The organism is Haloactinopolyspora alba (assembly GCF_003014555.1).
Taxonomy (GTDB): domain Bacteria; phylum Actinomycetota; class Actinomycetes; order Jiangellales; family Jiangellaceae; genus Haloactinopolyspora; species Haloactinopolyspora alba.
The window spans coordinates 70,846-92,737 of record NZ_PYGE01000018.1 but is presented as its reverse complement, the minus strand read 5'-3'; the positions used below and the strand labels follow the sequence as shown (position 1 = coordinate 92,737).

Annotated in this window: 25 protein-coding genes and 4 tRNA genes; 23 read left to right on the top strand and 6 right to left on the bottom strand. The window is 70.9% G+C overall.

The window, feature by feature from the left end; translation table 11 throughout:
* Window positions 1-28 precede the first annotated feature (28 nt).
* Window positions 29-859 (top strand): M48 family metalloprotease, encoded by an 831-nt coding sequence (locus CLV30_RS20450; protein ID WP_205741079.1) that lies wholly within the window; start codon window positions 29-31, stop codon window positions 857-859.
* 24 nt (window positions 860-883) lie between these two features.
* Here CLV30_RS20450 and CLV30_RS26655 read toward each other — a convergent pair whose 3' ends face one another.
* Entirely contained in the window at window positions 884-1,378 is a 495-nt protein-coding gene (locus CLV30_RS26655; RefSeq protein ID WP_165358740.1) for a YajQ family cyclic di-GMP-binding protein, read from the bottom strand.
* 133 nt (window positions 1,379-1,511) lie between these two features.
* On the opposite strand from CLV30_RS26655, the gene CLV30_RS20445 reads away from it, so the two are divergent.
* The 10 genes from CLV30_RS20445 (at window position 1,512) to CLV30_RS20400 (ending at window position 7,127) form a co-directional block, all read left to right on the top strand.
* A tRNA-Tyr gene (locus CLV30_RS20445) sits at window positions 1,512-1,593 on the top strand.
* A 102-nt stretch (window positions 1,594-1,695) separates the two neighbouring features.
* Window positions 1,696-2,310, top strand: coding sequence for a TetR/AcrR family transcriptional regulator (locus tag CLV30_RS20440; RefSeq protein WP_106539081.1), 615 nt, complete (start codon window positions 1,696-1,698; stop codon window positions 2,308-2,310).
* A gap of 5 nt (window positions 2,311-2,315) precedes the next feature.
* Window positions 2,316-2,852 (top strand): PH domain-containing protein, encoded by a 537-nt coding sequence (locus CLV30_RS20435; protein WP_106539106.1) that lies wholly within the window; start codon window positions 2,316-2,318, stop codon window positions 2,850-2,852.
* A complete protein-coding gene (locus tag CLV30_RS20430) occupies window positions 2,849-4,507 on the top strand; it encodes a PH domain-containing protein (protein ID WP_106539080.1) in 1,659 nt (552 codons plus the stop codon). The genes CLV30_RS20435 and CLV30_RS20430 overlap by 4 nt, the downstream gene beginning before the upstream one ends.
* An 84-nt stretch (window positions 4,508-4,591) precedes the next feature.
* A tRNA-Thr gene (locus CLV30_RS20425) sits at window positions 4,592-4,664 on the top strand.
* A gap of 39 nt (window positions 4,665-4,703) precedes the next feature.
* Window positions 4,704-4,780: transfer RNA gene (locus tag CLV30_RS20420), tRNA-Met, on the top strand.
* Between the two features lie 103 nt (window positions 4,781-4,883).
* On the top strand, window positions 4,884-5,054 hold the full coding sequence (gene rpmG, locus CLV30_RS20415) for a 50S ribosomal protein L33 (protein WP_106539079.1): 171 nt from the start codon (window positions 4,884-4,886) through the stop codon (window positions 5,052-5,054).
* 109 nt (window positions 5,055-5,163) lie between these two features.
* Window positions 5,164-5,619: a MaoC family dehydratase N-terminal domain-containing protein gene (locus tag CLV30_RS20410; protein WP_106539078.1), complete on the top strand. Its 456-nt coding sequence runs from the start codon at window positions 5,164-5,166 to the stop codon at window positions 5,617-5,619.
* Window positions 5,612-6,067 carry a MaoC/PaaZ C-terminal domain-containing protein gene (locus CLV30_RS20405; protein ID WP_205741080.1) on the top strand — a complete coding sequence of 152 codons (456 nt, stop codon included), beginning with the start codon at window positions 5,612-5,614 and terminating at the stop codon, window positions 6,065-6,067. Before CLV30_RS20410 ends, CLV30_RS20405 begins: the two co-directional genes overlap by 8 nt.
* Window positions 6,060-7,127 (top strand): UDP-N-acetylmuramate dehydrogenase, encoded by a 1,068-nt coding sequence (locus CLV30_RS20400; protein WP_106539076.1) that lies wholly within the window; start codon window positions 6,060-6,062, stop codon window positions 7,125-7,127. The genes CLV30_RS20405 and CLV30_RS20400 overlap by 8 nt, the downstream gene beginning before the upstream one ends.
* A 21-nt stretch (window positions 7,128-7,148) precedes the next feature.
* Here CLV30_RS20400 and CLV30_RS20395 read toward each other — a convergent pair whose 3' ends face one another.
* Both CLV30_RS20395 and CLV30_RS20390 read right to left on the bottom strand, forming a co-directional pair.
* Complete coding sequence (locus tag CLV30_RS20395) at window positions 7,149-7,541, bottom strand: GntR family transcriptional regulator (protein WP_106539075.1); 393 nt, start codon at window positions 7,539-7,541, stop codon at window positions 7,149-7,151.
* Window positions 7,538-8,482: a hypothetical protein gene (locus CLV30_RS20390; protein ID WP_106539074.1), complete on the bottom strand. Its 945-nt coding sequence runs from the start codon at window positions 8,480-8,482 to the stop codon at window positions 7,538-7,540. Before CLV30_RS20390 ends, CLV30_RS20395 begins: the two co-directional genes overlap by 4 nt.
* Before the next feature lie 324 nt (window positions 8,483-8,806).
* Between CLV30_RS20390 and CLV30_RS20385 the strand changes: the two genes are divergently transcribed.
* Entirely contained in the window at window positions 8,807-9,685 is an 879-nt protein-coding gene (locus CLV30_RS20385) for a PIG-L family deacetylase (protein WP_106539073.1), read from the top strand.
* Window positions 9,686-9,688: 3 nt separating this feature from the next.
* Here the strand turns inward: CLV30_RS20385 and CLV30_RS20380 are convergent, their stop codons facing one another.
* From CLV30_RS20380 to CLV30_RS20370, 3 genes are all read right to left on the bottom strand, one after another.
* A complete protein-coding gene (locus CLV30_RS20380; RefSeq protein WP_106539072.1) occupies window positions 9,689-10,756 on the bottom strand; it encodes an adenosine deaminase in 1,068 nt (355 codons plus the stop codon).
* Window positions 10,757-10,800: 44 nt separating this feature from the next.
* Window positions 10,801-12,030, bottom strand: coding sequence for a pyridoxal phosphate-dependent aminotransferase (locus CLV30_RS20375; RefSeq protein ID WP_420842016.1), 1,230 nt, complete (start codon window positions 12,028-12,030; stop codon window positions 10,801-10,803).
* Between the two features lie 82 nt (window positions 12,031-12,112).
* Window positions 12,113-12,724, bottom strand: coding sequence for a hypothetical protein (locus tag CLV30_RS20370; RefSeq protein WP_106539071.1), 612 nt, complete (start codon window positions 12,722-12,724; stop codon window positions 12,113-12,115).
* A 278-nt stretch (window positions 12,725-13,002) separates the two neighbouring features.
* Here CLV30_RS20370 and CLV30_RS20365 point away from each other — a divergent pair.
* The 11 genes from CLV30_RS20365 (at window position 13,003) to CLV30_RS20315 (ending at window position 21,645) form a co-directional block, all read left to right on the top strand.
* Window positions 13,003-13,075 (top strand) — tRNA-Trp (locus CLV30_RS20365).
* Between the two features lie 73 nt (window positions 13,076-13,148).
* Window positions 13,149-13,397, top strand: a complete 249-nt coding sequence (gene secE, locus CLV30_RS20360) for a preprotein translocase subunit SecE (protein WP_106539070.1) — start codon at window positions 13,149-13,151, stop codon at window positions 13,395-13,397.
* The gene (nusG, locus tag CLV30_RS20355) at window positions 13,394-14,146 is read left to right on the top strand and encodes a transcription termination/antitermination protein NusG (protein WP_420842017.1); all 753 of its coding nucleotides are present in this window, start codon (window positions 13,394-13,396) and stop codon (window positions 14,144-14,146) included. Before secE ends, nusG begins: the two co-directional genes overlap by 4 nt.
* A gap of 73 nt (window positions 14,147-14,219) precedes the next feature.
* Window positions 14,220-14,651 carry a 50S ribosomal protein L11 gene (gene rplK / locus CLV30_RS20350; RefSeq protein ID WP_106539069.1) on the top strand — a complete coding sequence of 144 codons (432 nt, stop codon included), beginning with the start codon at window positions 14,220-14,222 and terminating at the stop codon, window positions 14,649-14,651.
* 97 nt (window positions 14,652-14,748) lie between these two features.
* Window positions 14,749-15,459 carry a 50S ribosomal protein L1 gene (gene rplA, locus CLV30_RS20345; RefSeq protein ID WP_106539068.1) on the top strand — a complete coding sequence of 237 codons (711 nt, stop codon included), beginning with the start codon at window positions 14,749-14,751 and terminating at the stop codon, window positions 15,457-15,459.
* A gap of 102 nt (window positions 15,460-15,561) precedes the next feature.
* On the top strand, window positions 15,562-17,304 hold the full coding sequence (locus CLV30_RS20340; protein WP_106539067.1) for an alpha/beta hydrolase: 1,743 nt from the start codon (window positions 15,562-15,564) through the stop codon (window positions 17,302-17,304).
* Window positions 17,305-17,718: 414 nt separating this feature from the next.
* Window positions 17,719-18,255 carry a 50S ribosomal protein L10 gene (gene rplJ, locus CLV30_RS20335; RefSeq protein WP_106539066.1) on the top strand — a complete coding sequence of 179 codons (537 nt, stop codon included), beginning with the start codon at window positions 17,719-17,721 and terminating at the stop codon, window positions 18,253-18,255.
* 25 nt (window positions 18,256-18,280) lie between these two features.
* Complete coding sequence (gene rplL, locus CLV30_RS20330; RefSeq protein ID WP_106539065.1) at window positions 18,281-18,673, top strand: 50S ribosomal protein L7/L12; 393 nt, start codon at window positions 18,281-18,283, stop codon at window positions 18,671-18,673.
* A 428-nt stretch (window positions 18,674-19,101) separates the two neighbouring features.
* A complete protein-coding gene (locus tag CLV30_RS20325) occupies window positions 19,102-20,085 on the top strand; it encodes a methionine ABC transporter ATP-binding protein (RefSeq protein WP_106539064.1) in 984 nt (327 codons plus the stop codon).
* Window positions 20,082-20,747, top strand: coding sequence for a methionine ABC transporter permease (locus CLV30_RS20320; protein WP_106539063.1), 666 nt, complete (start codon window positions 20,082-20,084; stop codon window positions 20,745-20,747). The genes CLV30_RS20325 and CLV30_RS20320 overlap by 4 nt, the downstream gene beginning before the upstream one ends.
* A gap of 88 nt (window positions 20,748-20,835) precedes the next feature.
* Window positions 20,836-21,645 carry a MetQ/NlpA family ABC transporter substrate-binding protein gene (locus CLV30_RS20315; RefSeq protein WP_106539062.1) on the top strand — a complete coding sequence of 270 codons (810 nt, stop codon included), beginning with the start codon at window positions 20,836-20,838 and terminating at the stop codon, window positions 21,643-21,645.
* Window positions 21,646-21,892 lie beyond the last annotated feature (247 nt).

The window sequence follows — 21,892 nt, the reverse complement described above, 5'->3', positions numbered from 1 at the left end:
ACGAGAGGTGAGAGTGCATCGCAACCGGATGAGGGCGGTCGCGCTGCTGGGGGCGGTCTCGGTGGGTGCGATGGCCCTCGCCGTCCCGTGGGGCTGGCCGGGAATCGTTCTGGCCGTGCTCGCGGTGTCCGCGGTGCTCGGCTGTGTCTGCCTGCGCGGCGACGTGATCGTGCTGCGCGCGATGCGCGCGTACCCGGTCGGCGAGGCCGAGCAGCCCGCTCTCTACCGCGCTGTCCGGGAGCTGAGCGTCGCGGCGCGGGTCCCGATGCCGACGATCCACGTCAGCCCGACGCGCGCGGTCAACTCGTTCGCCGTCGGCCGTCGCCCCGCGCGTGCGGCGGTGTGCTGCACGGAGGGCGCCCTCGCGCTGTTCGACGAGCGCGAGCTGCGGGCGGTCGTCGGGCACGAGCTCGCGCACATCCGGCGCCGGGACACGCTCGTCGGCGCCGCCGTGGCGGTGGTCGCGAGTCTCGTGATGGCGCCGACCGGGGCGAACGCGTTCGCCCCGGGTCCGGGGCGGGCGGGTCCCGGTCGCGCCGCCCGGCTGCTGCTGGTCGTGCTCGCCCCGCTCGCCGCCGGCATCGTCCGCGCTGGTGTCGGCTCGCGACGCGAGTACGACGCCGACGCCGACGCGGCACGGATCACCGGCGACCCGCTCGGCCTGGCGTCGGCGCTGCGCCAGGTGGACCACAGCACACGGCGGCTGGTGTTGCCGCCCGAGCGGCAGATCGTCGCGATGAGCCACCTGATGCTGGCCACGCCGGTGCATCGAGCGGGAGTCGCGAGACTGTTCGGCACCCACCCGCCGATGGCCGAGCGGGTGGCACGGCTCGAACAGCGCGCCGGCTATCGCCGGTGACGCCGTGGACGCCGCCAGGGCGGGTTACCGGTAGTTGGTGAACTGCACGGCGAAGTCGAAGTCCTGGTTCTCGAGTAGTGACTTGACCGCCTGCAGGTCGTCCTTCTTCTTCGACGACACCCGCACCTCGTCGCCCTGCACCTGCGACTTGACGCCCTTGGGGCCCTCGTCGCGGATCGTCTTGGCGATCTTCTTGGCCTGATCCTGCGTCAGGCCCTCCTGCAGCGTGGCGGTGATCTTGTGCAGCGTGCCGGACGAACGCGGCTCGCCGGCGTCGAGCGCCTTCAGTGAGACCTTGCGCCTGACGAGCTTGTCCTTGAAGACGTCGAGAACGGCCCGGGCGCGGTCCTCGCCGGAGGCTTCCATCTCGATGCCGAGTTCGCCGGCCCACCGGATCGCGGCGTCGGTGCCGCGGAAGTCGAACCGCTGCGCGATCTCCTTGGCGGCCTGGTTGAGGGCGTTGTCCACCTCCTGCCGGTCAACGGAACTCACCACATCGAACGAGGACTCGCTCGCCACCTTCTGCTCCCTCCGGTTCTGCGCCTTCACAGCGGGTGTGACGGCCGCACAACCTACCCTGTGCGCTGCGGATTGTCGTCGAAGGCGTGCACTCGTGTATTCTCTCTTCGGTCCGGGCGCGCAGCCCGGCCCCGGCAGGTTGCCCGAGCGGCCAAAGGGAGCTGACTGTAAATCAGCCGGCACAGCCTTCGTAGGTTCGAATCCTACACCTGCCACACCAGCGGCCCCGCCGGATCGACCGGCGGGGCCGATTCGCGTTCCGGGCGCTGTCGTGCGGCGGGGTACCGCCGGTAGCCCGCGCGGGCTAGAATCAGGCCATGCGGCCTGAAAACGAGCCATCCGGCCGGAAACGATCGTTCATCGAGGACGCGCGCCGCGCGCAGGTCGTGCAGGCGGCTCGAGAGACCGTGGCCGCCGTCGGTCACGCGAACGCCTCGCTCGCCCGCATCGCCGAGCACGCGGGTATCAGCAAGAGCGTCATCTCCTACCACTTCGACGGCAAGGACGAACTGCTCGAACAGGTGGCTACCCAGTTCTTCGAGCAGACCTGGGAGTACATGGAGCCGAGGATCGCCGCGGCGGGCTCGGCGGCCGAGCGGGTACGGGCGTGGATCGACGCGCAGATGTCGTACTTCGCCGCGCACCGTCCCGCCTTCCTGGCCATGATCGAGATCGTCGCGAACCACCGGCGTGCCGACGGCACGCGCCCGTTCGCGGCCTCCGAACAGGAGGAGCTCGAGGCGCTGGCCGAGGTCCTGGCCGACGGCCAGAGCGCCGGCGAGTTCCGGGACTTCGACACCCGGACGTACGCCATGATCATCAGCCAGGCCATGGAGGGCGCGCTCTCCCGCTGGGCACTCGACGAGGCCGTCGACCTTTCCGTGCAGAGCCGAGCGCTGCGCGACTTCGTGGACAACGCGATAGGGCGGTGACGGCCATGACCCCCGATCCGACGGCGGAACCGGACGGCGGCGTGCAGAGCGAACGCGCGGTCGGCCTGCTTCCGCCCCGGCACCGTGTCGAACGACGGGCGATCCTCCGGTGGATGCTCGGCGCCGTCGCGTTCCCCGGCACGCTCACGGCCGCGGTCGCGATCGCGTGTGTCGTCTGGGAGGCAGCGCGTCCCTGGCTGGTCGTCGTGGTGATCGCCCTGGCGGTGTTCACCGCCGTGGGCGTCCTGATCGAGCCGTTCTGGCGCTACGCGGTGCACCGGTGGGAAGCCACCGACGACGCCGTCTACGCGCTGACCGGCTGGATCGTCCGCGAATGGCGGGTGGCGCCGATCTCGCGCATCCAGACGGTCGACGCGGTGCGCGGGCCGCTCGAACAGGTCATGGGACTGGCCACGCTACGCGTCACGACCGCCTCGTCCCGCGGGGCGATCACCATCGGTGGGCTGGACAGCGACGTCGCGGCCGCGGCGGCCGAGCGGCTCAACGCGATCACCCAGCGCACCCCGGGTGACGCGACATGAGCGCGCCGGGGCCGCGACCGAACGCCGGAGAACCGAACGGCGGCGGAGCCGATGCGGGCGCCGCGGTCTGGCAGCGCCTCGACGTCCGCCTGATCTGGGTGGACGTCGCCCAGTCGCTGCTGTCCCTCGTGCCGGCGGCGGTCGCGCTGGTGGTCTTCCGGGTCGAGCCGTCCTGGGGCACGCTCGGACCGGTCGCCGTCATCGGTGTGGTGGGCACCGTCGGCGCCGTCGCGGACATGCTGCGGTGGACGTTCACTCGCTACCGGGTGACGCCGGACCGCGTCGAGCGCCGCACCGGCGTCGTCGTCCGCCGCCATCGCTCGGTGCGCCGCGACCGGATCCGCAGCGTCGACGCCACGGCCAAGCTGCGGCACCGCGTGGCGGGGCTCCGGATCGTCAACATCGGGGCCGGGCAGCAGTCCAGCGCCGGTGAGTCGGCGTTCGTGCTGGACGCGGTGCGCAGACCCGAGGCGGAACGGTTGCGCGGCGCGTTGCTGCGCACCCGGCTGGGCGACGCACCGGCTGCCCCGTCCGGCGCGACCGGGGAATCCGTCGCGGCCACGGAGACCAGCACCGCCGTCCGGCCGGACGGAGCCGGCGGCGTTCCGGTCGAGGTCTTCGCCCGGCTGAAGCCGTCGTGGGTGGTCTACAACGTGTTCAACGCGTGGGCGTACCTGATGGCCCTCGGGCTCACGTGGGGCGGCTACTGGACCGCCTCGATGTTCGGCCTGGACGCCGCCGGGTTCGTCGGCGGTCTGGCCGACTGGGACGCAATCGGTGTCGCGTGGACGGTCGTGATCGCCGTGCTGGTGGTGGGGGCGGTGGGGGTCGTGGGTCTGGCCGCGAACTTCTTCGTCGAGAACTGGAACTTCGAGCTCGCCCGGGTACCGGGGGACGACGGCACCCTGCTGCGTACCCGCAAGGGGCTGTTCACCACGCGCGAGGTGAACCGCGACGACAACCGCATGCGCGGACTGCAGATCAGCGAGCCGGTGCTGTGGCGGTGGATGGGCATGGCGGACACGAACGTCGTCACGACGGGGCTGAACCTCTGGTCGCTGTACGAGCCGACGGCGATCCTGCCGCGCGGTCCGATCACGGTGGCCCGCCGGGTGGCCGGCCGGGTCCTCGGTGTGGATCCGAGCCCGCTGGAGGCGCCGCTCACGCGGCATCCACGCGCAGCGCTCCGGCGACGGCTGTGGTGGGCGACGTCCACCGCGGCGGCCGTCACGGGCGTGCTGGCATGGCTGTGGCTCACCGGTGTCGTGCCGGCCTGGACGCTCTGGGCCGGCGCCGGTCTCTGGCCGCTCGGCCTGCTGGGCGCGCTCGTCGCGTACCGCGCGCTGGGCCACACCGTCGCCGGCTCGTACCTGGTCGTGCGTTCCGGGCTGATGAGCAGGTCCACGGTCGCGCTGCGGCGCAGCGCCGTGAGCACGATCGCGATCCGCGAGTCGTGGCTGCAGCGCCGGCTCGGGCTGAAGACGGTGACGGCGATGACGTCGGCCGGATGGGGTGCGTACCGGGCCGGCGACGTCGCGGCGGAGGACGCGGTGGCCTTCGCCGCCGACGCCGCTCCCGGTCTGCTGGAACCGTTCCTGGACCGGCCCGACCCGGTGCCCGGGCCGCGGCGGCAGCAGGCGGCGTCGTCGCCGTGAGCCCGTCCGGCGCTCGACGCACAGCACGCGGGCAGCGGATTTCGCGCGGCGGGCGGTCGTTGTGTACCCTCGTCTGGCGCGCACGCCCCAATAGCTCAGTCGGCAGAGCGTCTCCATGGTAAGGAGAAGGTCTACGGTTCGATTCCGTATTGGGGCTCTGGCGAGGCACACCGCCGCGGCGGTGTGGGCTCCCTGCGGCGGGGTAGCTCAGGAGGTTAGAGCAAACGGCTCATAATCGTTGTGTCGCGGGTTCGAGTCCCGCCCCCGCTACCAACGCCGGCCGGTGCCGTCCGCTGCTCGATTGGCTGGGCTCGGCCCGTGTCGGCTACCCTGTCGAGGTTGTCGAACCGTCGTCCGTCGTTCAAGAGAGGCACCCGTGGCCACCAAGAGCACCGAACTGCGCCCCAGCGTCACCATGGCCTGCACGGAGTGCAAGGAGCGCAACTACATCACGAAGAAGAACCGTCGGAACGACCCCGACCGGCTCGACCTCAAGAAGTTCTGCCCGCGCTGCCGTGCGCACACGACGCACCGCGAGACCCGCTGAGCCGGTCCGCTCGACAGCAAGACCGACAATCATGACACATGGGTAAGATCCCGGGTGTCCATGGGTAGGCCGGTCCGGATCGGACGGCCGTGGCTGTAACGTCGTCACCATGCCCATTGCCCCTTCGGTCGTCGGTTGGACCTATCCCGCGCAGCCCTACGAGGTCAGCCGGGAGAAGGTGCGCGAGTTCGCCGAGGCGATCGGCGATCCGAACCCGGTGTACGTCGAGACGTCGGCCGCACGTGAACGAGGGCACACCGACGTGGTGGCGCCGCCGACGTTCGCGATGATCCCGGTCATGCGGGGCGTCGACATGCTGATGGACGATCTCGGCGTGGAGTTCGCCCGGGTCGTCCACGTCGACCAGCGCTTCACGTACGCGCGGGCCATCGCCGTCGGCGACCGGCTCGAGACCACCACGACCCTCGACCAGGTGCGCCAGGTCGCGGGCAACGACCTGCTCACCATCCGGTCCGATGTCCGTGACGATCGTGGCGAGGGAGTGTGCGAGTCACTCGCCACGCTGCTCGTCCGTCCAGAAGACGAGGGGGAGCCAGGTGACTGACCGGATTTCCGAGCCGCTCGCCGTCGGCGACGTCGTCGCGGACCAGACGTACTGGATCACGCGCGAGCACCTCGTGCGCTATGCCGGTGCCTCCGGCGACTTCAACCCGATCCACTGGAACGACCGCGTGGCCGAGGCGGTGGGCCTACCGGGAGTGCTCGCCCACGGCATGCTCACCATGGCGCTGGCCGGGCGGTTGCTCACCGACTGGACGGGTGACCCGGCGGCCGTCATCGAGTACGGAGTGCGCTTCGCGCGTCCGGTCGTGGTCCCCGACGACGACACCGGCATCGCGGTGCGTGTGGCCGCGTCGGTGACGGCGGTGCGCGACGACGGCGTGGTGGCTCTGGAGATCAACGTCCGGGCGGGCGAGCAGAAGGTGCTGACCCAGGCGCGGGCCCTGGCCAGGCCACCGGCGGCGGACGGTCCCGTCGAATCCGATGCGTGACGCCCCGGACGTCTCGCTCGCCGAACTGACCACGCTGCGGCTCGGTGGCCCGGCGAAGCGTGTCGTCGACGTCGACACCATCGACGACCTCGTCGGGGCCGTGCGCAACTGCGACGACCGCGGCGAGCCGGTGCTGGTGCTCGGCGGCGGCTCGAACGTGGTGGTGGCCGACTCCGGGTTCGAGGGCACGGTGGTCCGGGTGGGCACGCGCGGGGTCGAGGCCGACACGTCGGCGTCGTGCGAGTCGGACGATCTCGCGGCGTGCGGCGGCATCGTCGTCACGGTGGCCGCGGGCGAGCCGTGGGACGAGCTGGTGGCCCGCTGCGTCGCCGAGGAGTGGTCCGGGGTCGAGGCGCTGTCGGGAATCCCCGGGCTGGTGGGCGCGACGCCCATGCAGAACGTGGGCGCCTACGGCCAGGAGGTCGCCGAAACCGTCTGGCAGGTCCGCACGTACGACCGTCGCGCGCAGCGTATCCGTACGTTCGCGAACGCCGACTGCCGCTTCGCCTACCGCGACAGCGTGTTCAAGGGATCGTCGCGTTATGTCATCCTGCAGGTCAGCTACCAGCTCCGGCAGGGGTCCCTGGGTGCGCCGGTCAGCTATCCCGAGCTGGCGCGTGAGCTCGGCGTCGCCGTCGGCGAGCGGGCGCCGCAGGCCGACGTGCGCGCCGCCGTGCTGCGGCTGCGGGCGGGCAAGGGCATGGTGCTCGACCCGGCCGATCACGACACGTGGAGCGCCGGCTCGTTCTTCACCAACCCGGTGCTCGACGCTGCCGCGGCGGCCGATCTGCCGGACGCGGCGCCGCGCTGGCCGATGCCGGACGGGCGGGTCAAGACCAGCGCCGGCTGGCTGATCGAGCGGGCCGGCTTCACGCGCGGCTATACGGGTGGCCGGGAACGGGTGGCACTGTCCGGCAAGCACACGCTTGCACTGTGCAACCGTGGCGGCGCCAGCACCGGCGAACTGCTCGCGCTCGCCCGCGAGGTCCGCGACGGCGTGCGGGCCGCGTTCGGCGTCGAACTGGTCAACGAGCCCATGCTCGTCGGCTGCTCGCTGTAGACCGCACGCAACGGGGCGCGTCTACCCGTCACGAGCGCGCAGTGCCGCTCGCACCGCGTCCAGCAGGGCGTCGTCGTCCGCGCCGGTGAGGCGCGCTGCCCGGACGTACTCCGTGGCCGCTTCGTGCAGCCGCCGGGACCGGTGCTCGGTGTCGAGTTCCGGTGGCGCCGCGGTGACCCGGGTGCCGCCACGCAGCCGCGCCTGTACGACTCCGTCGGCCTCGAGTTCCCGGTACGCTCGCGCGACGGTCCCGGCGGCGATGCCCAGGTCGGCGGCGAGCTGACGGACACTGGGCAACCGTGCGCCGAGCGGCAGCCGACCTGCGGCGACCTGGGCGGTGATCTGGCGGCGGATCTGCTCGTACGGCGGGGTGGGGCTGGACGTGTCGATGACCACCGCCTCCGCGGCGGTCACGACCTCGCTCCGGAACGCGTGCGCACCCGGGCAGGCCGGCCGGCGTACACGTCCACCGCGAGAGCGGCCAGAATCGACAGACCGAGCGCTGCCCCGGCATACGCGGGGACGTCCCACCAGGCGGCGATGCTGCCGTCGCCACACCCCGCGTCCGCGAGTGCGTCCGCCGCTCGGTTCAGTTGCCACGCCATCGGCAGGCTCGTCTGGACGAGGAGAACGGCGGCGGCAGTGCTCGCAGCGCGGGCGACCGACCGCAGGGCCGTGCACCGCAGCCGCTCGTCGAGCTCGGCGTCCGGATCGAGCTCGGGGTCACCGGCCGGGGGACGGCCGACGATCCGGCGCACCGTGAGCTCGGCGACCAGCACGACGGCGGTGAGTGCGAGCACACCGGGCACGGCGTAGACGGCGCCCGGGTAAGGGCTGCTGGCCCCGCCCGCGAACGAGGTGGACAGGTCGGCGCACGAGTAGACGAGGCGCCGACCGTCGGTGGCCGTGACGATGCCGATGATCATCGCGATGGCCGCCGTACCGGCGCTCGCACGCATCAGGGACAGCCGCCACGCCGGCAGGTACGTCGCCGAGTCGCGAGGGCGCAGTGTGGCGGTGCGGACCACGGACGTGCGCCGGATCGGCGCGGTGGACTCGCCGACGGCGACAGCGATCGGCAGCAGCAGGGCGGCGAGCGGGACGGCGACGAACAGCGGCCAGCCCTGCTCGGCCCGGCTCAGCGCTGCGGAGCTGGCCGCGATGCTGGTGGCGGCCGCGATCACCAGGGTGATGCCGGCGAGACGGGCGCGGCGCAGATGGGCGTCGACGCGACGGCTCGCCTCGCTGGCAGGTGTGCCGGCCGCCGGCGGTGGCGTCCGTCGTGCCGCTCCGGCCAGCGCGATCACGGCGATCGCGACGATCATGGTGACGACGACGGCCAGCAGCGCGCTCACGTGACCTCCTGTGTCATGTCTCTGGCACAGAGAGCGAAGCAGTGGCACGTCATCTGTGTCAAATGGCTGATACAGCCGGCCTCTGGGGCCGTCGCGCGGCCGCAACCCACCGCGTCCAGATTTCCGCTCCGGCTCGGTGTGTCGCCAGCGAGGTTGTGGCACAATCTCTTCTCGTGATCACCGTGCTGAACGTCGAGGCCGCTCCCGCAGCGGCCTCGACGTTCAGCCTGTGCTGTTGCTGTTGTCGCTGAGCGCGGCTCTCCTCGAACGCTCCCCGACCACCAGGCCGCCGTGTCGCGGCCGCTCACGACAGCAGGCACATCGATGGTCACCAATGTTCCCGAACTCGGTCGTCGTCACGTCTTCGGCGAGCACGCCGACCTGCGTGGACGCACCGTCATGGTGCTGCACGCCCATCCCGACGACGAGGCGATCTTCACCGGCGCGACGATGCGCCGCCTGGCCGACGCCGGCGCGCGTGTCGTCCTGGCGACGGCCACCCTCGGCGAGCTGGGAGCCGAGCACGTGTCGTTGGCGGCGGGCGAGACGATGGCCCAGCGGCGGGTCGCCGAGCTCGAGCGGGCCGCCGATCTGCTCGGCGTGCAGCGGCTGGTTCTGCTGGGTCATCGCGACTCCGGGCTGCCGGGTGCCGCGGACAACGCGCACCGTGACGCGCTCGCCGCCGCGGATCCGGCCCGGGTGGCGCGCCGCCTGGCCGCACTCGCCGGCGAGGAACACGCCGACGCGATCGTGTACGACGACGGCGGCGGCATCTACGGCCACCCGGACCACCTGGCCGCGCACCGCATCGGCACGCTCGCCGCGCGTCTCGCGGGCGTCCCGGCCTACGAGTCCACGGTCGACCGCGGGCACCTGCACGATCCGGCAGGGCGGGCCCACCTCGTGCACGCCGCGGCCCGCGCCACCGGCCTGCCGATCGGCGTCGAGACCGAGCAGATCGCGCTGACGCTCACGGCGACGGCGACGGAGCTCGCCGTCAAACGAGCGGCCATCGCGGCGCACGCGAGCCAGATCACCGCCGAGGACGTCACCCACGCCGCGTTCGACGACGCGTACGGGTTGGAGTGGTTCGTGCGGACCGGCGGGGCGGGGCCGCTGGACGCGGTCCTGTCCAGCCCCACTCCCGTGATCATCAACGATGCACCACACCATGAGCCTGCTCGTGACGTGGTGAATCGTTGATGATCACGGCGTAGTCGCGAGCCAGTCCTCGACCTCTTCGGCCCACTGTTTGCGCAGCTCCGGCGGCGCCGACGACCCGTGGATCGACCCGCGCGCGAGAGCCGCCAGCTCCGCGTCGTCGAGACCGTGGGTCGCGCGGGCCGTCGTGTACTGCGCGAGCAGCCGGGAACCGAACAGCAACGGGTCGTCGGCGCCGAGCGCCACCGGGACGCCCGCGGCGAGCAACGTCCGCAACGGCACGTCAGCGGAGGTCGGGTAGACACCGAGGCTCACGTTCGAGGCCGGGCAGACCTCGAGGGTGACCTCCTCGCCGGCTATCCGCTCGAGCAGCGCGGGATCCTCGGTGGCGCGGATTCCGTGTCCCAGGCGCCGTGCGCGCAGGTCGTTCAGGCACGACCGGGCGCTGTCCGGTCCGAGCAGCTCTCCACCGTGCGGCACCGACAGCAGGCCGGCGCGATGGGCGATCGAGAACGCGGGTGCGAAGTCGTGGATCGTGCCGCGCCGCTCGTCGTTGGACAGCCCGAACCCCACCACGCCGCGCCCGGCGTACTTGGCGGCCAGCCGGGCGAGCGTGCGTGCGTCGAGCGGGTGCTTGGTGCGGTTGGCCGCGATGACGACGGCGATGCCGACGCCGGTGTGCTCCGACGCCACCCGGGCCGCGTCGAGCACGAGATCGGTGAACGCGGTGATGCCCCCGAACCGGGCACCGTAGCCGGACGGGTCGACCTGGATCTCCAGCCAGCGCGAGCCCTCGGCCGCCTCGTCCTCGGCCGCCTCGCGCATCAGCCGGCGCACGTCCGCCTCGGTGCGCAGCACCGAACGCGCGAGGTCGTACAGCCGCTGGAACCGGAACCAGCCCTTCTCGTCGGCCGCGGACAGCTGCGGCGGCCATTCGTTGCGCAGCGAGTCCGGCAGCCTGACGTCGTGCTCGTCGGCGAGGTCGAGCAGCGTCGAGTGCCGCATCGACCCGGTGAAGTGCAGATGCAGGTGCGCCTTGGGCAGGGCGCGCAGGTCACGTCCGGACGTCGTCGCGGCCGGTCCGGTCGAGACCGCCGGGCTGGCGTCGTCCACTGGCTCCACCACACTCCTCACCCGATCGTGGCCGTGCGCGCCGGTCAGCTGAGCAGACGCTGGATCCGCCCGACCCCCTCGGCGAGGTCGTCGTCGCCGAGTGCGTACGACAGCCGGAGGTATCCGCTCGGGCCGAACGCCTCGCCGGGCACGACCGCCACCTCGGCCTCGTCCAGGATGACCTCGGCGAGCTCCGCGCTGGTGGCCGGGGTGCGCCCGGCGACGTCGCGGCCCAGAACGCCCTTGACCGAGGGGTAGGCGTAGAACGCGCCCTCGGGCTCCGGGCAGTAGACGCCGTCGATCTCGTTGAGCATTGCCACGATGGTGCGCCGGCGCCGGTCGAAGGCCTCGCGCATCGCCGAGACGGCGGACAGGTCACCGGAGACGGCCGCGAGGGCGGCGCGCTGGGAGACGTTCGCGACGTTCGAGGTGGCGTGCGACTGCATGTTCGCCGCGGCCTTGACCAGGTCCGCGGGGCCGACCATCCAGCCGACCCGCCAGCCGGTCATCGCGTAGGTCTTGGCGACCCCGTTCACGACGACGCAGGTGTCGGCCAGCTCGGGGACCTGGACCGGCACGGAGGAGAACGACGCGTCGCCGTAGGTGAGGTGCTCGTAGATCTCGTCGGTGACGACCCAGAGGCCGTTGCGGTGTGCCCACCGGCCGATCTCGGCGACCTGCTCGGGCGGGTACACCGCGCCCGTGGGGTTCGACGGTGAGACGAACAGCAGGACCTTCGTACGCTCGGTGCGGGCGGCCTCGAGCTGGTCGACGTCGATGCGGTAGCCGGTGCTCTCGTCGGCGAGCACCTCGACCGGTACGCCGCCGGCCAGCTTGATCGACTCGGGGTAGGTGGTCCAGTACGGCGCCGGCACGAGAACCTCGTCGCCCGGGTCGAGCAGGGCGGCGAACGCCTCGTACACGGCCTGCTTGCCGCCGTTGGTGATCAGGACCTGCGCGGGGTCGACGTGCAAGCCCGAGTCGCGTGCGGTCTTGGCCGCGACGGCCTCTTTCAGCTCGGGCAGCCCGCCGGCCGGGGTGTAGCGGTGGTTCCGGGGATCGCGGCAGGCCTCGACCGCCGCGTCGACGATGTAGTCGGGGGTCGGGAAGTCCGGCTCGCCGGCGCCGAACCCGATGACCGGCCTGCCCGCCGCCTTGAGCGCCTTGGCCTTCGCGTCCACGGCGAGCGTCGCGGACTCGGCGATCGAGGCGATGCGGGTGGACACGCGCGGGTGGGAACGTTCGGCGGGGGCGGGCGAGATCATGCGGTCCATCCTGGCATCATCTCGCCGCGCCCCGCCAAGCAGTTCCCCGAAGCGGACCGTCGAAGCGGTCCGTCGAAGCTCGAGCTTCGGGTCAGCTCGTCATCCTGCTGACGGCTCGGTAGTACTCGGTCGACTCCGGCCGGTACAGGAACCACAGGATCACCGCGGCCAGGACGACGGTGACGAGGTTGACGACGAGGTTGAGCCCCGCGGTGTTGCCGAGCGAGAACAACGTGAACACGATGTTCAGCCCTCCGAGCACGGTCGCGACGACCCGTGCCCACGACCGGCCCTGCTTGTTCTTGACGGCCATCCACAGCCACAGTGCGACGCCGAGGAGCGACACGACGACAGCGACGCCGATGGCCAGGTTCGCCGCGGCGTCGATCTCGCTCTCGGTGAGGTTGGGGTCGCTCTCCTCGACGGCGTCGCGGATGCTGCCCGTGCTCAGGGCCGCGAACAGCACACCCACCAGGGACAGCGCGGCGCCCACGTACATGAGCTTGACCGCGTTCAGGATCGACGGCGGTGGTTCGGGCGCGGACACGGGGTTGGCGTCGTACGCGGACCCGCTCCAGGCCGGAGGCTGGTCGGGCGGACCGCTCGCCCACGGCTGCCCGGACGCGGGCTCGTTCGGCTGCGCGTACGGATTGGAGTTGTCGTTGTTCGGCTCGGAGCCCGGTGGGGGCGTGGTGCCGCTCATGGTTCAGTCTCCGTCGTGGTTGACTCGATGTCGAACCGGACGATAGCCGGGTTGGCCGCCGACCGCGAGGTTCTGCACGTTCGCGTCGCCCGGACGCCCGGTGTGTCCACTCCCTGGGCAGGCGGTTCGGCAGGAGTTCGGCGTGGCACCGCGCGGGCTGTCGGCGGGTGAGTTAGACCGAAGTGCCGCCGAGCACGTACACTCTGTTGCTTGGTGGTCGACGGACCCCAGTCGAAGTGCGCCCGCACGGCTTCGGCGGGCGACGTGCAGTTCACCGAAGGGCAGTGGCTCAATTGGTAGAGCACCGGTCTCCAAAACCGGCGGTTGGGGGTTCGAGTCCCTCCTGCCCTGCTGGCCGCATCCAGCGGCCGGACCCACTGCGGCGCCCGGCCGGGTGACGTACACGACTCAAGCGAGGTAGCACGTGACGGAGACCAGCGGGAGGACCGCTACCCCCGAGCGTCCACATTCGCCCAGACGGCGTGGCCCGTTCGCGCGGTTGTCGCTGTGGGTCCGCCAGGTGGTGGCGGAGCTGCGCAAGGTCGTCTATCCGACCCGCAAGCAGCTCCTGACGTACACGGCAGTGGTGCTCGTGTTCGTCGCGATCATGATCACCTACGTCACTCTGCTCGACCTCGGTCTGGGCTGGGCGATGTTCGAGATCTTCGGCTGAGTCGGCCCGCGATCAGCCGCATCGAGGAGGAAGAAGCACACACCGTGTCCGAGCACGAGTCGACCATCGAGGACCTCGAGGCCGCCCAGCCGAACGAAGGCGCGGACGGCCCGGCGGAGCCTGCCGAAGAGGCGCCCAACGCCGAGTCCGAAGGGGCCGACCCGCTGGGCGAGTTCCGCCGTGCACTTCGCGCCAAGCCGGGCGAGTGGTTCGTCGTGCAGACGTACTCGGGCATGGAGAACCGGGTCCGCGCCAATCTCGAGAACCGCATCACGAGCCTCAACATGGAAGACTTCATCTACGAGGTCGAGGTGCCCACCGAAGAGGTGGCCGAGATCAAGAACAACCAGCGGCGTATGGTCAAGCGCCACCGGTTCCCCGGGTACGTGCTCGTCCGCATGGAAATGACCGACGAGTCGTGGGCGGCGGTGCGCAACACCCCGGCCGTCACCGGGTTCGTCGGGCATGCGCACCAGCCGATCCCGCTGAGCCTCGACGAGGTCGAGCGTTGGCTCGCGCCGGAGGTGCCCGAGGAGACCAAGCCTGCGGCCGAGGAAGAGAAGAAGCAGGTCGAGGTCCTCGACTTCCAGGTCGGCGACTCCGTCATGGTCATCGACGGCCCGTTCGCGACGTTGCACGCGACGATCAACGAGATCAACACCGACTCGCAGAAGATCAAGGGTCTGGTCGAGATCTTCGGTCGTGAAACCCCCGTCGAGCTTTCGTTCAACCAGATCCAGAAGCTCTGACGGCATCCACCGCACCGGCCGGTGCGTCCGGTCACCGGTGCTCAGCAGTCACACCACGAGAAGGACCCGAGGAATGCCAGCGAAGAAGAAGGTCGCAGGCCTGATCAAGCTCCAGATCCAGGCCGGCCAGGCGACCCCCGCGCCGCCCGTGGGCCCCGCGCTGGGTCAGCACGGCGTGAACATCATGGAGTTCTGCAAGGCCTACAACGCCGCTACCGAGGCGCAGCGCGGCAACGTCGTGCCGGTGGAGATCACGGTCTACGAGGACCGTTCCTTCACCTTCGTCACGAAGACGCCGCCGGCCGCGAAGCTGATCCTGAAGGCCGCCGGTGTCGACAAGGGCTCCAGCGAGCCCCATCGCATCAAGGTCGCCTCCATCAGCCGCGACCAGGTGCGCGCGATCGCCGAGCAGAAGATGCCCGATCTCAACGCCTACGACTTCGAATCCGCGGAGAAGATCATCGCGGGGACGGCGCGGCAGATGGGCGTGACCGTCAACGACTGACGCAGTCGTGCCACGGGCCACAGTGGCGCCGTGGTGAGTGGCAGGGCCGAAGCGCCGGTCCGTACCACGACTCCCGGAGAACGCACGAGGAGCAGAAATGAAGCGCAGCAAGGCATACCGGTCGGCCGCCGAAAAGATCGACGCGGACCGGCTCTACACGCCCGGCGAGGCCGTCCGGCTGGCACGTGAGACCTCCCCGGTGAAGTACGACGCGACGGTCGAGGTCGCGTTGCGGCTCGGCGTCGACCCGCGCAAGGCCGACCAGATGGTGCGCGGCACCGTCAACCTTCCGCACGGCACCGGCAAGACCGCTCGGGTCCTGGTCTTCGCCGTCGGTCCCAAGGCGGAGGAGGCCACCGCGGCCGGCGCCGACATCGTCGGCGGCGACGAGCTGGTCGAAGAGGTGTCGGGCGGCCGGCTCGACTTCGACGCGGTCGTCGCGACGCCGGACATGATGGGCAAGGTCGGCCGGCTGGGCCGGGTTCTCGGGCCGCGCGGCCTGATGCCGAACCCGAAGACCGGCACGGTCACCATGGACGTCGAGAAGGCCGTCGGCGACATCAAGGGCGGGAAGATCGAGTTCCGGGTGGACCGGCACGCGAACCTGCACTTCGTCATCGGCAAGACCTCGTTCTCCGACCAGGCGCTGGCCGATAACTACGTCGCCGCCATCGACGAGGTGACGCGGCTCAAGCCCTCGGCGGCCAAGGGCCGCTACATCAAGAAGGTCACGCTGACCACGACCATGGGACCGGGCATCCCGCTCGACCCGTCGAAGGTCCGGGCGACGGAGACCGCCGACGCGTGAACCCGAGACCGGTGAGCCGTTGAACGGCTCTCGTCAGACACCGGCCGCCGTGACCCGAACCGTCGGGGCACGGCGGCCGCTTCGTGGTACCTGGAGGTCGTCGTGCCGGTGACGACGCTGCTGCCGGACCGTTCGGCACAGGTGGCACGCCGGATCCGGCCGGTGCTCGACGTTCCGGTGCTCGGCCGGTTCCTGCGGTGGCTGACGCCGGACTACGGCGGGCTGATCGGGGCGACGTGCTTCTTCTGCTGGTCGCTGACGCCGTCCCTGCTGCCGCGGACGTGGATCTACCAGGCGATCGTCAGCGGGCTGACCGCGATCATCGGCTATGCGCTGGGCTCGCTGCTCGGCTGGCTGGTCCGGGTGGTCGTGCGACAGGTGCGTCCGTCGTTGCTGTCCCCGTCGCGGCGCGTCCGGCTGATCGCCTGGTGGGCGTTGAGCGTGGTCGCGACCGTGGCGGCGAGCTGGTACCTCACCGCCGCGGCCGGGTGGCAGACGCAGATCCGGTCGTTGATGGGCGTGGAGAGCCCGGGGCCGAACCACTACGTGCTGATCGTTCTGGTGGCGGGGGCGATCTTCGTGGCGTTCCTGGCCGTCGGCCGGCTGGTGCGCGGTGCGTCGAGGCGCCTGCGCCGGTTCTTCGGGCGCTGGGTGCCACCGTTGGCGGCGCTGGTGGCCTCGGTGACGTGCGTCGCGGTGGTGTCCTTCTGGTCGTGGACGGGGCTGTTGTACCCGTCGCTGCTCGGTGTGGCGAACGATGCTTTCGCGGCGGTCAACCAGGAGACCGAGGCGGGGAACAACGCGCCGACCAGCCGCACCCACTCCGGTGGACCGGATTCGCTGGTGACGTGGGACTCACTCGGGCGTAAGGGCCGCGAGTTCGTGTCCTCCGGGCCGACCGCGGCCGAATTGACGGCGTTCAACGGCCGCCCGGCGACGGACCCGGTGCGCGCCTACGTCGGCATGAACTCGGCGGAGACCCCTGCGGGCCTGGCGTCGCTGGCGGTGCGCGAGCTCGAGCGTGCGGGCGGGTTCGAACGCGAGGTGCTGGTCGTCGTCACCACGACGGGGACCGGGTGGGTGGACGGCGCCGCGGCGGATGCGCTCGAGTACTTGTACAACGGCGACTCCGCGATCGTCGCGACGCAGTACTCGTACCTGCCCAGCTGGATCTCGTTCGTCGCCGACCAGGAGCAGGTGCGCATCGCGGGCCGGGCGCTGTTCGAGGCGGTGCACGCGGCGTGGCGGGAGCTGCCCGCCGACTCGCGGCCACGGCTGGTGGTCTACGGCGAGAGCCTCGGCGCGCTGGGAAGCTCGGCGCCGTTCGACGGTCTGGACGATCTGCAGGACAAGGTGGACGGAGCGCTCTGGGTGGGCTCGCCGACCGGGCACGCGCTGCGCTCCGAGCTGACCGAGCAGCGCGACCCGGGCTCGCCGGCGCGGCTGCCGGTGTACGAGGGCGGCGAGGACGTGAAGTTCTGGGGCGGCTGGCAGGAGCCGATGGACCTGGAGTTCTCCGGCGACGAGCCGCCGGTGCTGTTCCTGCAACACGCCTCCGACCCGGTGGCGCTGTGGTCGTGGGACCTGATGTTCTCGCAGCCGGAATGGATCACCGAGGAGCACGGACCGGACGTCATCGACAACTTCGACTGGTATCCGTTCGTCACGTTCTGGCAGATCACCGCCGACATGGCGCTGTCGGCCACGGTTCCGGCCGGGCACGGGCACAACTACGGCGGCGAGCTCGTCGACGCGTGGCTGGCGGTGGCGCCGCCGGGCGACTGGGACCACGAGCGCACCGACGAGCTGCGCGAGATGGTGCGCTCGTTCGCCCCGGTGAACTGAGGCCGTGACGCGTGCCGGGGGGGGACCCGCGGGGGCGCGGCCCGTTGGGTCACCGACAGGAGTGGAGCCGCGTTTCAAGGGGTTGGCACCGGAGGCAACTGTTGCCCGCTGCGTCACCGCCGCGGAAACGAAGACCGTCTGCCTGTCGGACCATCCAACGCCGCCGCCCAGCATCGGTCGATCATCGTGGATGGCTCGACGCTCGATTTGGGGCGCGGTCCTGACTACACGTATAGTCGTCCGCGCCAGAGACCGCTGGTTTCACGCCCTCCGGGCGTGGCGAAGGTTCCGCACAGGCGGACGGCCCGCGCAGGCGAGACGAGAGCGGACCAGTGTGCCGCCCACGCCCCGTGCCTGCGCCGGGGCGTTCTTCATGTCTGGGCCCTTCGCGACCGTTACCGCAGAAGGAGCCACATGGCGAGGCCAGACAAGGCAGCCGCCGTCGCCGAGCTGGCGGACGAGTTCCGCAGTAGCAACGCGATCGTGCTGACCGAGTACCGGGGTCTCAGCGTGAAGCAACTGACGGAACTCCGTCGGGCGCTCGGTGAGACCGTCTCCTACGCCGTGGTGAAGAATACGCTGACCAAGATCGCAGCGAAGGACGCTGGCGTGGAGGGCATCGACGACTACCTCGTCGGCCCGTCCGCCATCGCCTTCGTCAAGGGCGACCCGGTCGAGGCCGCCAAGGGGCTGCGTACCTTCGCCAAGGCCAACCCGTCGCTGGCCATCAAGGGCGGGCTGCTCGAGGGCAGCCACTTGTCGGCCGACGAGATGAACCGACTCGCCGACGTCGAGTCGCGAGAGGTGTTGCTGGCCAAGCTGGCCGGCGCGATGAAGGCGTCCACGCAGAACGCGGCGTCGCTCTTCAATGCCCCGCTGGAGAAGACCGCGCGCGCTGTCGACGCGCTCCGGCAGAAGGTCGAAGCCGGCGACGGCTCCGGCCAGAGCTGACCACCACCACAGAAAGGACGCCACCATGGCGAAGCTCAGCACCGACGAACTGCTCGACGCATTCAAGGAGATGTCGCTCCTGGAGCTGTCGGAGTTCGTGAAGCAGTTCGAGGAGACCTTCGACGTCACGGCCGCCGCGCCGGTCGCCGTCGCAGCCGGAGCGCCGGCCGCGGGCGGCGGCGAGGAGGTCGAGGCCGAGGAGGAGCAGGACGAGTTCGACGTCGTGCTCGACGACGCCGGCGACAAGAAGATCCAGGTCATCAAGGAGGTCCGGACGCTGACGTCGCTGGGCCTCAAGGAGGCCAAGGACCTCGTCGAGGGCGCGCCGAAGCCGCTGCTCGAGAAGGTCAACAAGGAGACCGCCGACCAGGCCAAGGAGACCCTCGAGGCCGCCGGCGCCAGCATCTCGGTCAAGTGATCCGCTGACGCTTCGGTTCTCGAAGCGTCTGTGCATCGCGGTACGGCAGGGGCCGTGCCGGTCCGTGAGTCGTCATGACTCGCGGGTCCGGCGCGGCCCCTGTTGTCGTTCACGGCCGGTTGTCAGGAGCCGTGAGGCCGGTCACACCTGTCTCATATGGTGAGCGCAGGTGTCTTCCAATTTGAAAACCGGCGGCGAAAGTCCTTACATGGACTGTCGTGACCGCTGACGAGTTCGTGTGCCGAATGCCTCGCGCGGACGCGGTGCGTCTTCCGAGCCGGGCCGAGCGCGCGCCGAGCCGCCTCGGCGGCGCCTGTCGGTGACCCTCGCCGCACCGTCCGCCCAGTTCCTCGAGTTCCCGCAGTGCCGATGCACGGCCCGGCCGTCCGGGCCGGTGCCGCACGTTCCCGTCCGTCAGGTTTTTCGTTTTGATCTCCATCCGTGAACTTCGCAAGGTCTATCCGACTCCGACCGGTGACGTGGTCGCCCTCGACGGCGTCGACATCGACGTGCCGACCGGCCGGGTCGCGGGCGTCCTCGGCCGCAGCGGCGCCGGGAAGAGCACGCTGCTGCGCTGTGTGTCGCTGCTGGACCGGCCGACGTCCGGGTCGGTGCTGGTGGACGGGGCCGATCTTTCCGGCCTGTCGGGTGCGGACCTGCTGGCCGCGCGGCGGCGCATCGGGAACGTCTTCCAGCGGTTCAACCTTCTGGACTCGCGGACCGTCGCCGGCAACGTCGCACTCCCGCTCGAGCTGGCCGGCGAGCCCCGGTCACGCCGCGCCGCCCGGGTGGACGAGCTGCTCGAGCTGGTCGGCCTGTCGGACAAGAAGTCGTCGTACCCGGCCCAGCTCTCGGGCGGTCAGCAGCAGCGCGTAGGCGTGGCGCGTGCGCTGGCGGCGCGGCCGGACCTGTTGCTGTGCGACGAGGCGACGTCGGCGCTGGACCCGGAGACGACGCGGTCGGTCCTGGCGCTGCTGCGCCGAGTGAACGAGGAACTCGGCGTCACGATCGTGCTGATCACGCACGAGATGGACGTCGTGACCACGGTGTGCGACACGGCCGCGATCCTCGAGAAGGGCACGGTGGCGGCCAGCGGTCCGGTGGCGGAGCTGGCGGCGACACCGGGAACGATGCTGTCGGACGGGCTGTTCCCGCAGCTCGGAGCCGCCGACGTGGCCGGCGACGGCCGCGCCGTCCTGGACGTGTCGTTCCTCGGTGACGCGGCCGACCGTCCGCTGTTGAGCGAGGCGATCCGGGCGACCGACGGCGACGTGACGATCCTGGCCGGCGGGGTGGAGACGGTGCGCGGCAGCCGGGTCGGCCGGCTGCGGGTGGCGGTCGACACCACGGCGGTGAGTGAGGCCACGAAGGTCCTACGGACCGGCGGTGCCCGAGTCGAGGCGGTCGCATGACGGGGGAGGGCTGGGACCGCTGGGCGCCCGAACTGTGGCAGGCGACGCTCGAGACGTTGGCCATCGTCGGCATCGCGGGCGTGGTGACGGTGCTGCTCGGGCTGCCCCTGGGCGTGGCGCTGTCGGTCACCGGGCCGGGTGGGCTGACGCCGTCGCGCACGGTCTCGCGGGTGCTGGGAGCGGTCGTTGACATCGGCCGTTCGATCCCGTTCATCATCCTGATGATCGCGATCGTGCCGTTCACCCGGCTCGTCGTCGGCACGACCATCGGGAGCTCGGCGGCGGCGGTGCCGCTGACCGTCGCCGCGATCCCGTTCTTCGCCCGGCTCGTGGAGGCCGCACTCCGTGAGGTGTCGCCGGGCGTGGTCGACGCGGGCGCGTCGATGGGCGCCTCACGGCGGCAGCTGATCGTCAAGGTCCTCGTGCCCGAGGCGCTGCCGTCCATCGTGGCCGGGCTGACCGTGACGGTCGTGGCCATGATCGGTTACACCGCCATGGCCGGCGCCGTGGGCGGGGGCGGTCTGGGCGAGCTCGCGGTGAGCTATGGCTACCACCGCTTCGAGACCGGTGTCACCTGGGTGACAGTGGCGATCCTCGTCGTCGTCGTCAAAGCGGTGCAGACCGCGGGCGACCTGTGTGCCCGGCGGCTGTCGCACCGTTGAGCGCCGCCGGCACCGTCCAGCCGAGCCACGTGCCGCACACCCGCGGCGCCGGCCCGGGAAGTGAAGTTCGACTCTCAGGAGATCCCAGATGAAGAGAACGACCATCGCCGTCGCCGGGCTGGCCTCGGCCGTCCTGCTGGCCGGCTGCGGAGCCGACGACGGGTCCAGCGCCGGCGACGGTGTCGTCCGCGTCGGTGTCACTCCGGTGCCGCACGGCGAGATCATGCAGTTCGTCCAGGACGAGCTCGCCGAGGACGCGGGCATCGAACTGGAGCTCGTCGAGTTCACCGACTACGTGCAGCCGAACGTGGCGCTCAGCGAGGGCGAGCTGGACGCGAACTTCTTCCAGCACGTCCCGTACCTGGATGCCCAGGAGGCCGACCGCGGCTACGACTTCGAAGCGGTGACCCCGGTGCATCTCGAACCGCTCGGCATGTACTCCACGAAGATCGACTCGTTGAGCCAGCTGTCGTCCGGTGCTCAGGTCATCATCCCGAACGACCCGAGCAACAGCGGGCGGGCGCTCAACCTGCTCGCCGACGAGGGCCTGATCGAGCTGGCCGACGACGCCGGCATCTCGGCGACGCGCCAGGACATCGTCGACGACGGCGGTCTCGAGATCGAGGAGCTGGAGGCGGCGAGCCTGCCGCGGAGCCTGCCGGACGCCGATCTCGCCGTGATCAACACGAACTACGCGCTCGAGGCGGACCTGGCGCCCGGTGAGGACGCGCTGGCGATGGAGTCGGCTGAGGACAACCCGTACGCCAACGTGCTGGTCGTTCCCACGGGATCGGAGAACAGCGAGAGCATCTCGACGCTGGCGGACCTGCTGACCTCGGAGGAGGTCGTGCGGTTCATCGAGGAGAACTACGACGGCGCGATCGTCCCGGCGGCCTGAGCCGCCGGGCCGTGTCGCCCGTCACCGGATCGGTATCCGCGCAGGACACAGGGGGCGTTCAGGGTCGAATCGGACCGATCTTCGGCCGCGGTGCTTGACGAGCGCGTCTCGTGGACGAGATGCTTCATGCGTACCGAGGTGGGAGATGCAAGGGAGAAGAAGACGCGGAGTGGGACGCCACTCGACAGCAGTGTGCCCTTTGGGTTAGACTGCAGCTTTGCGCTGTCGTCTGCCCGTGTTTTTGCGT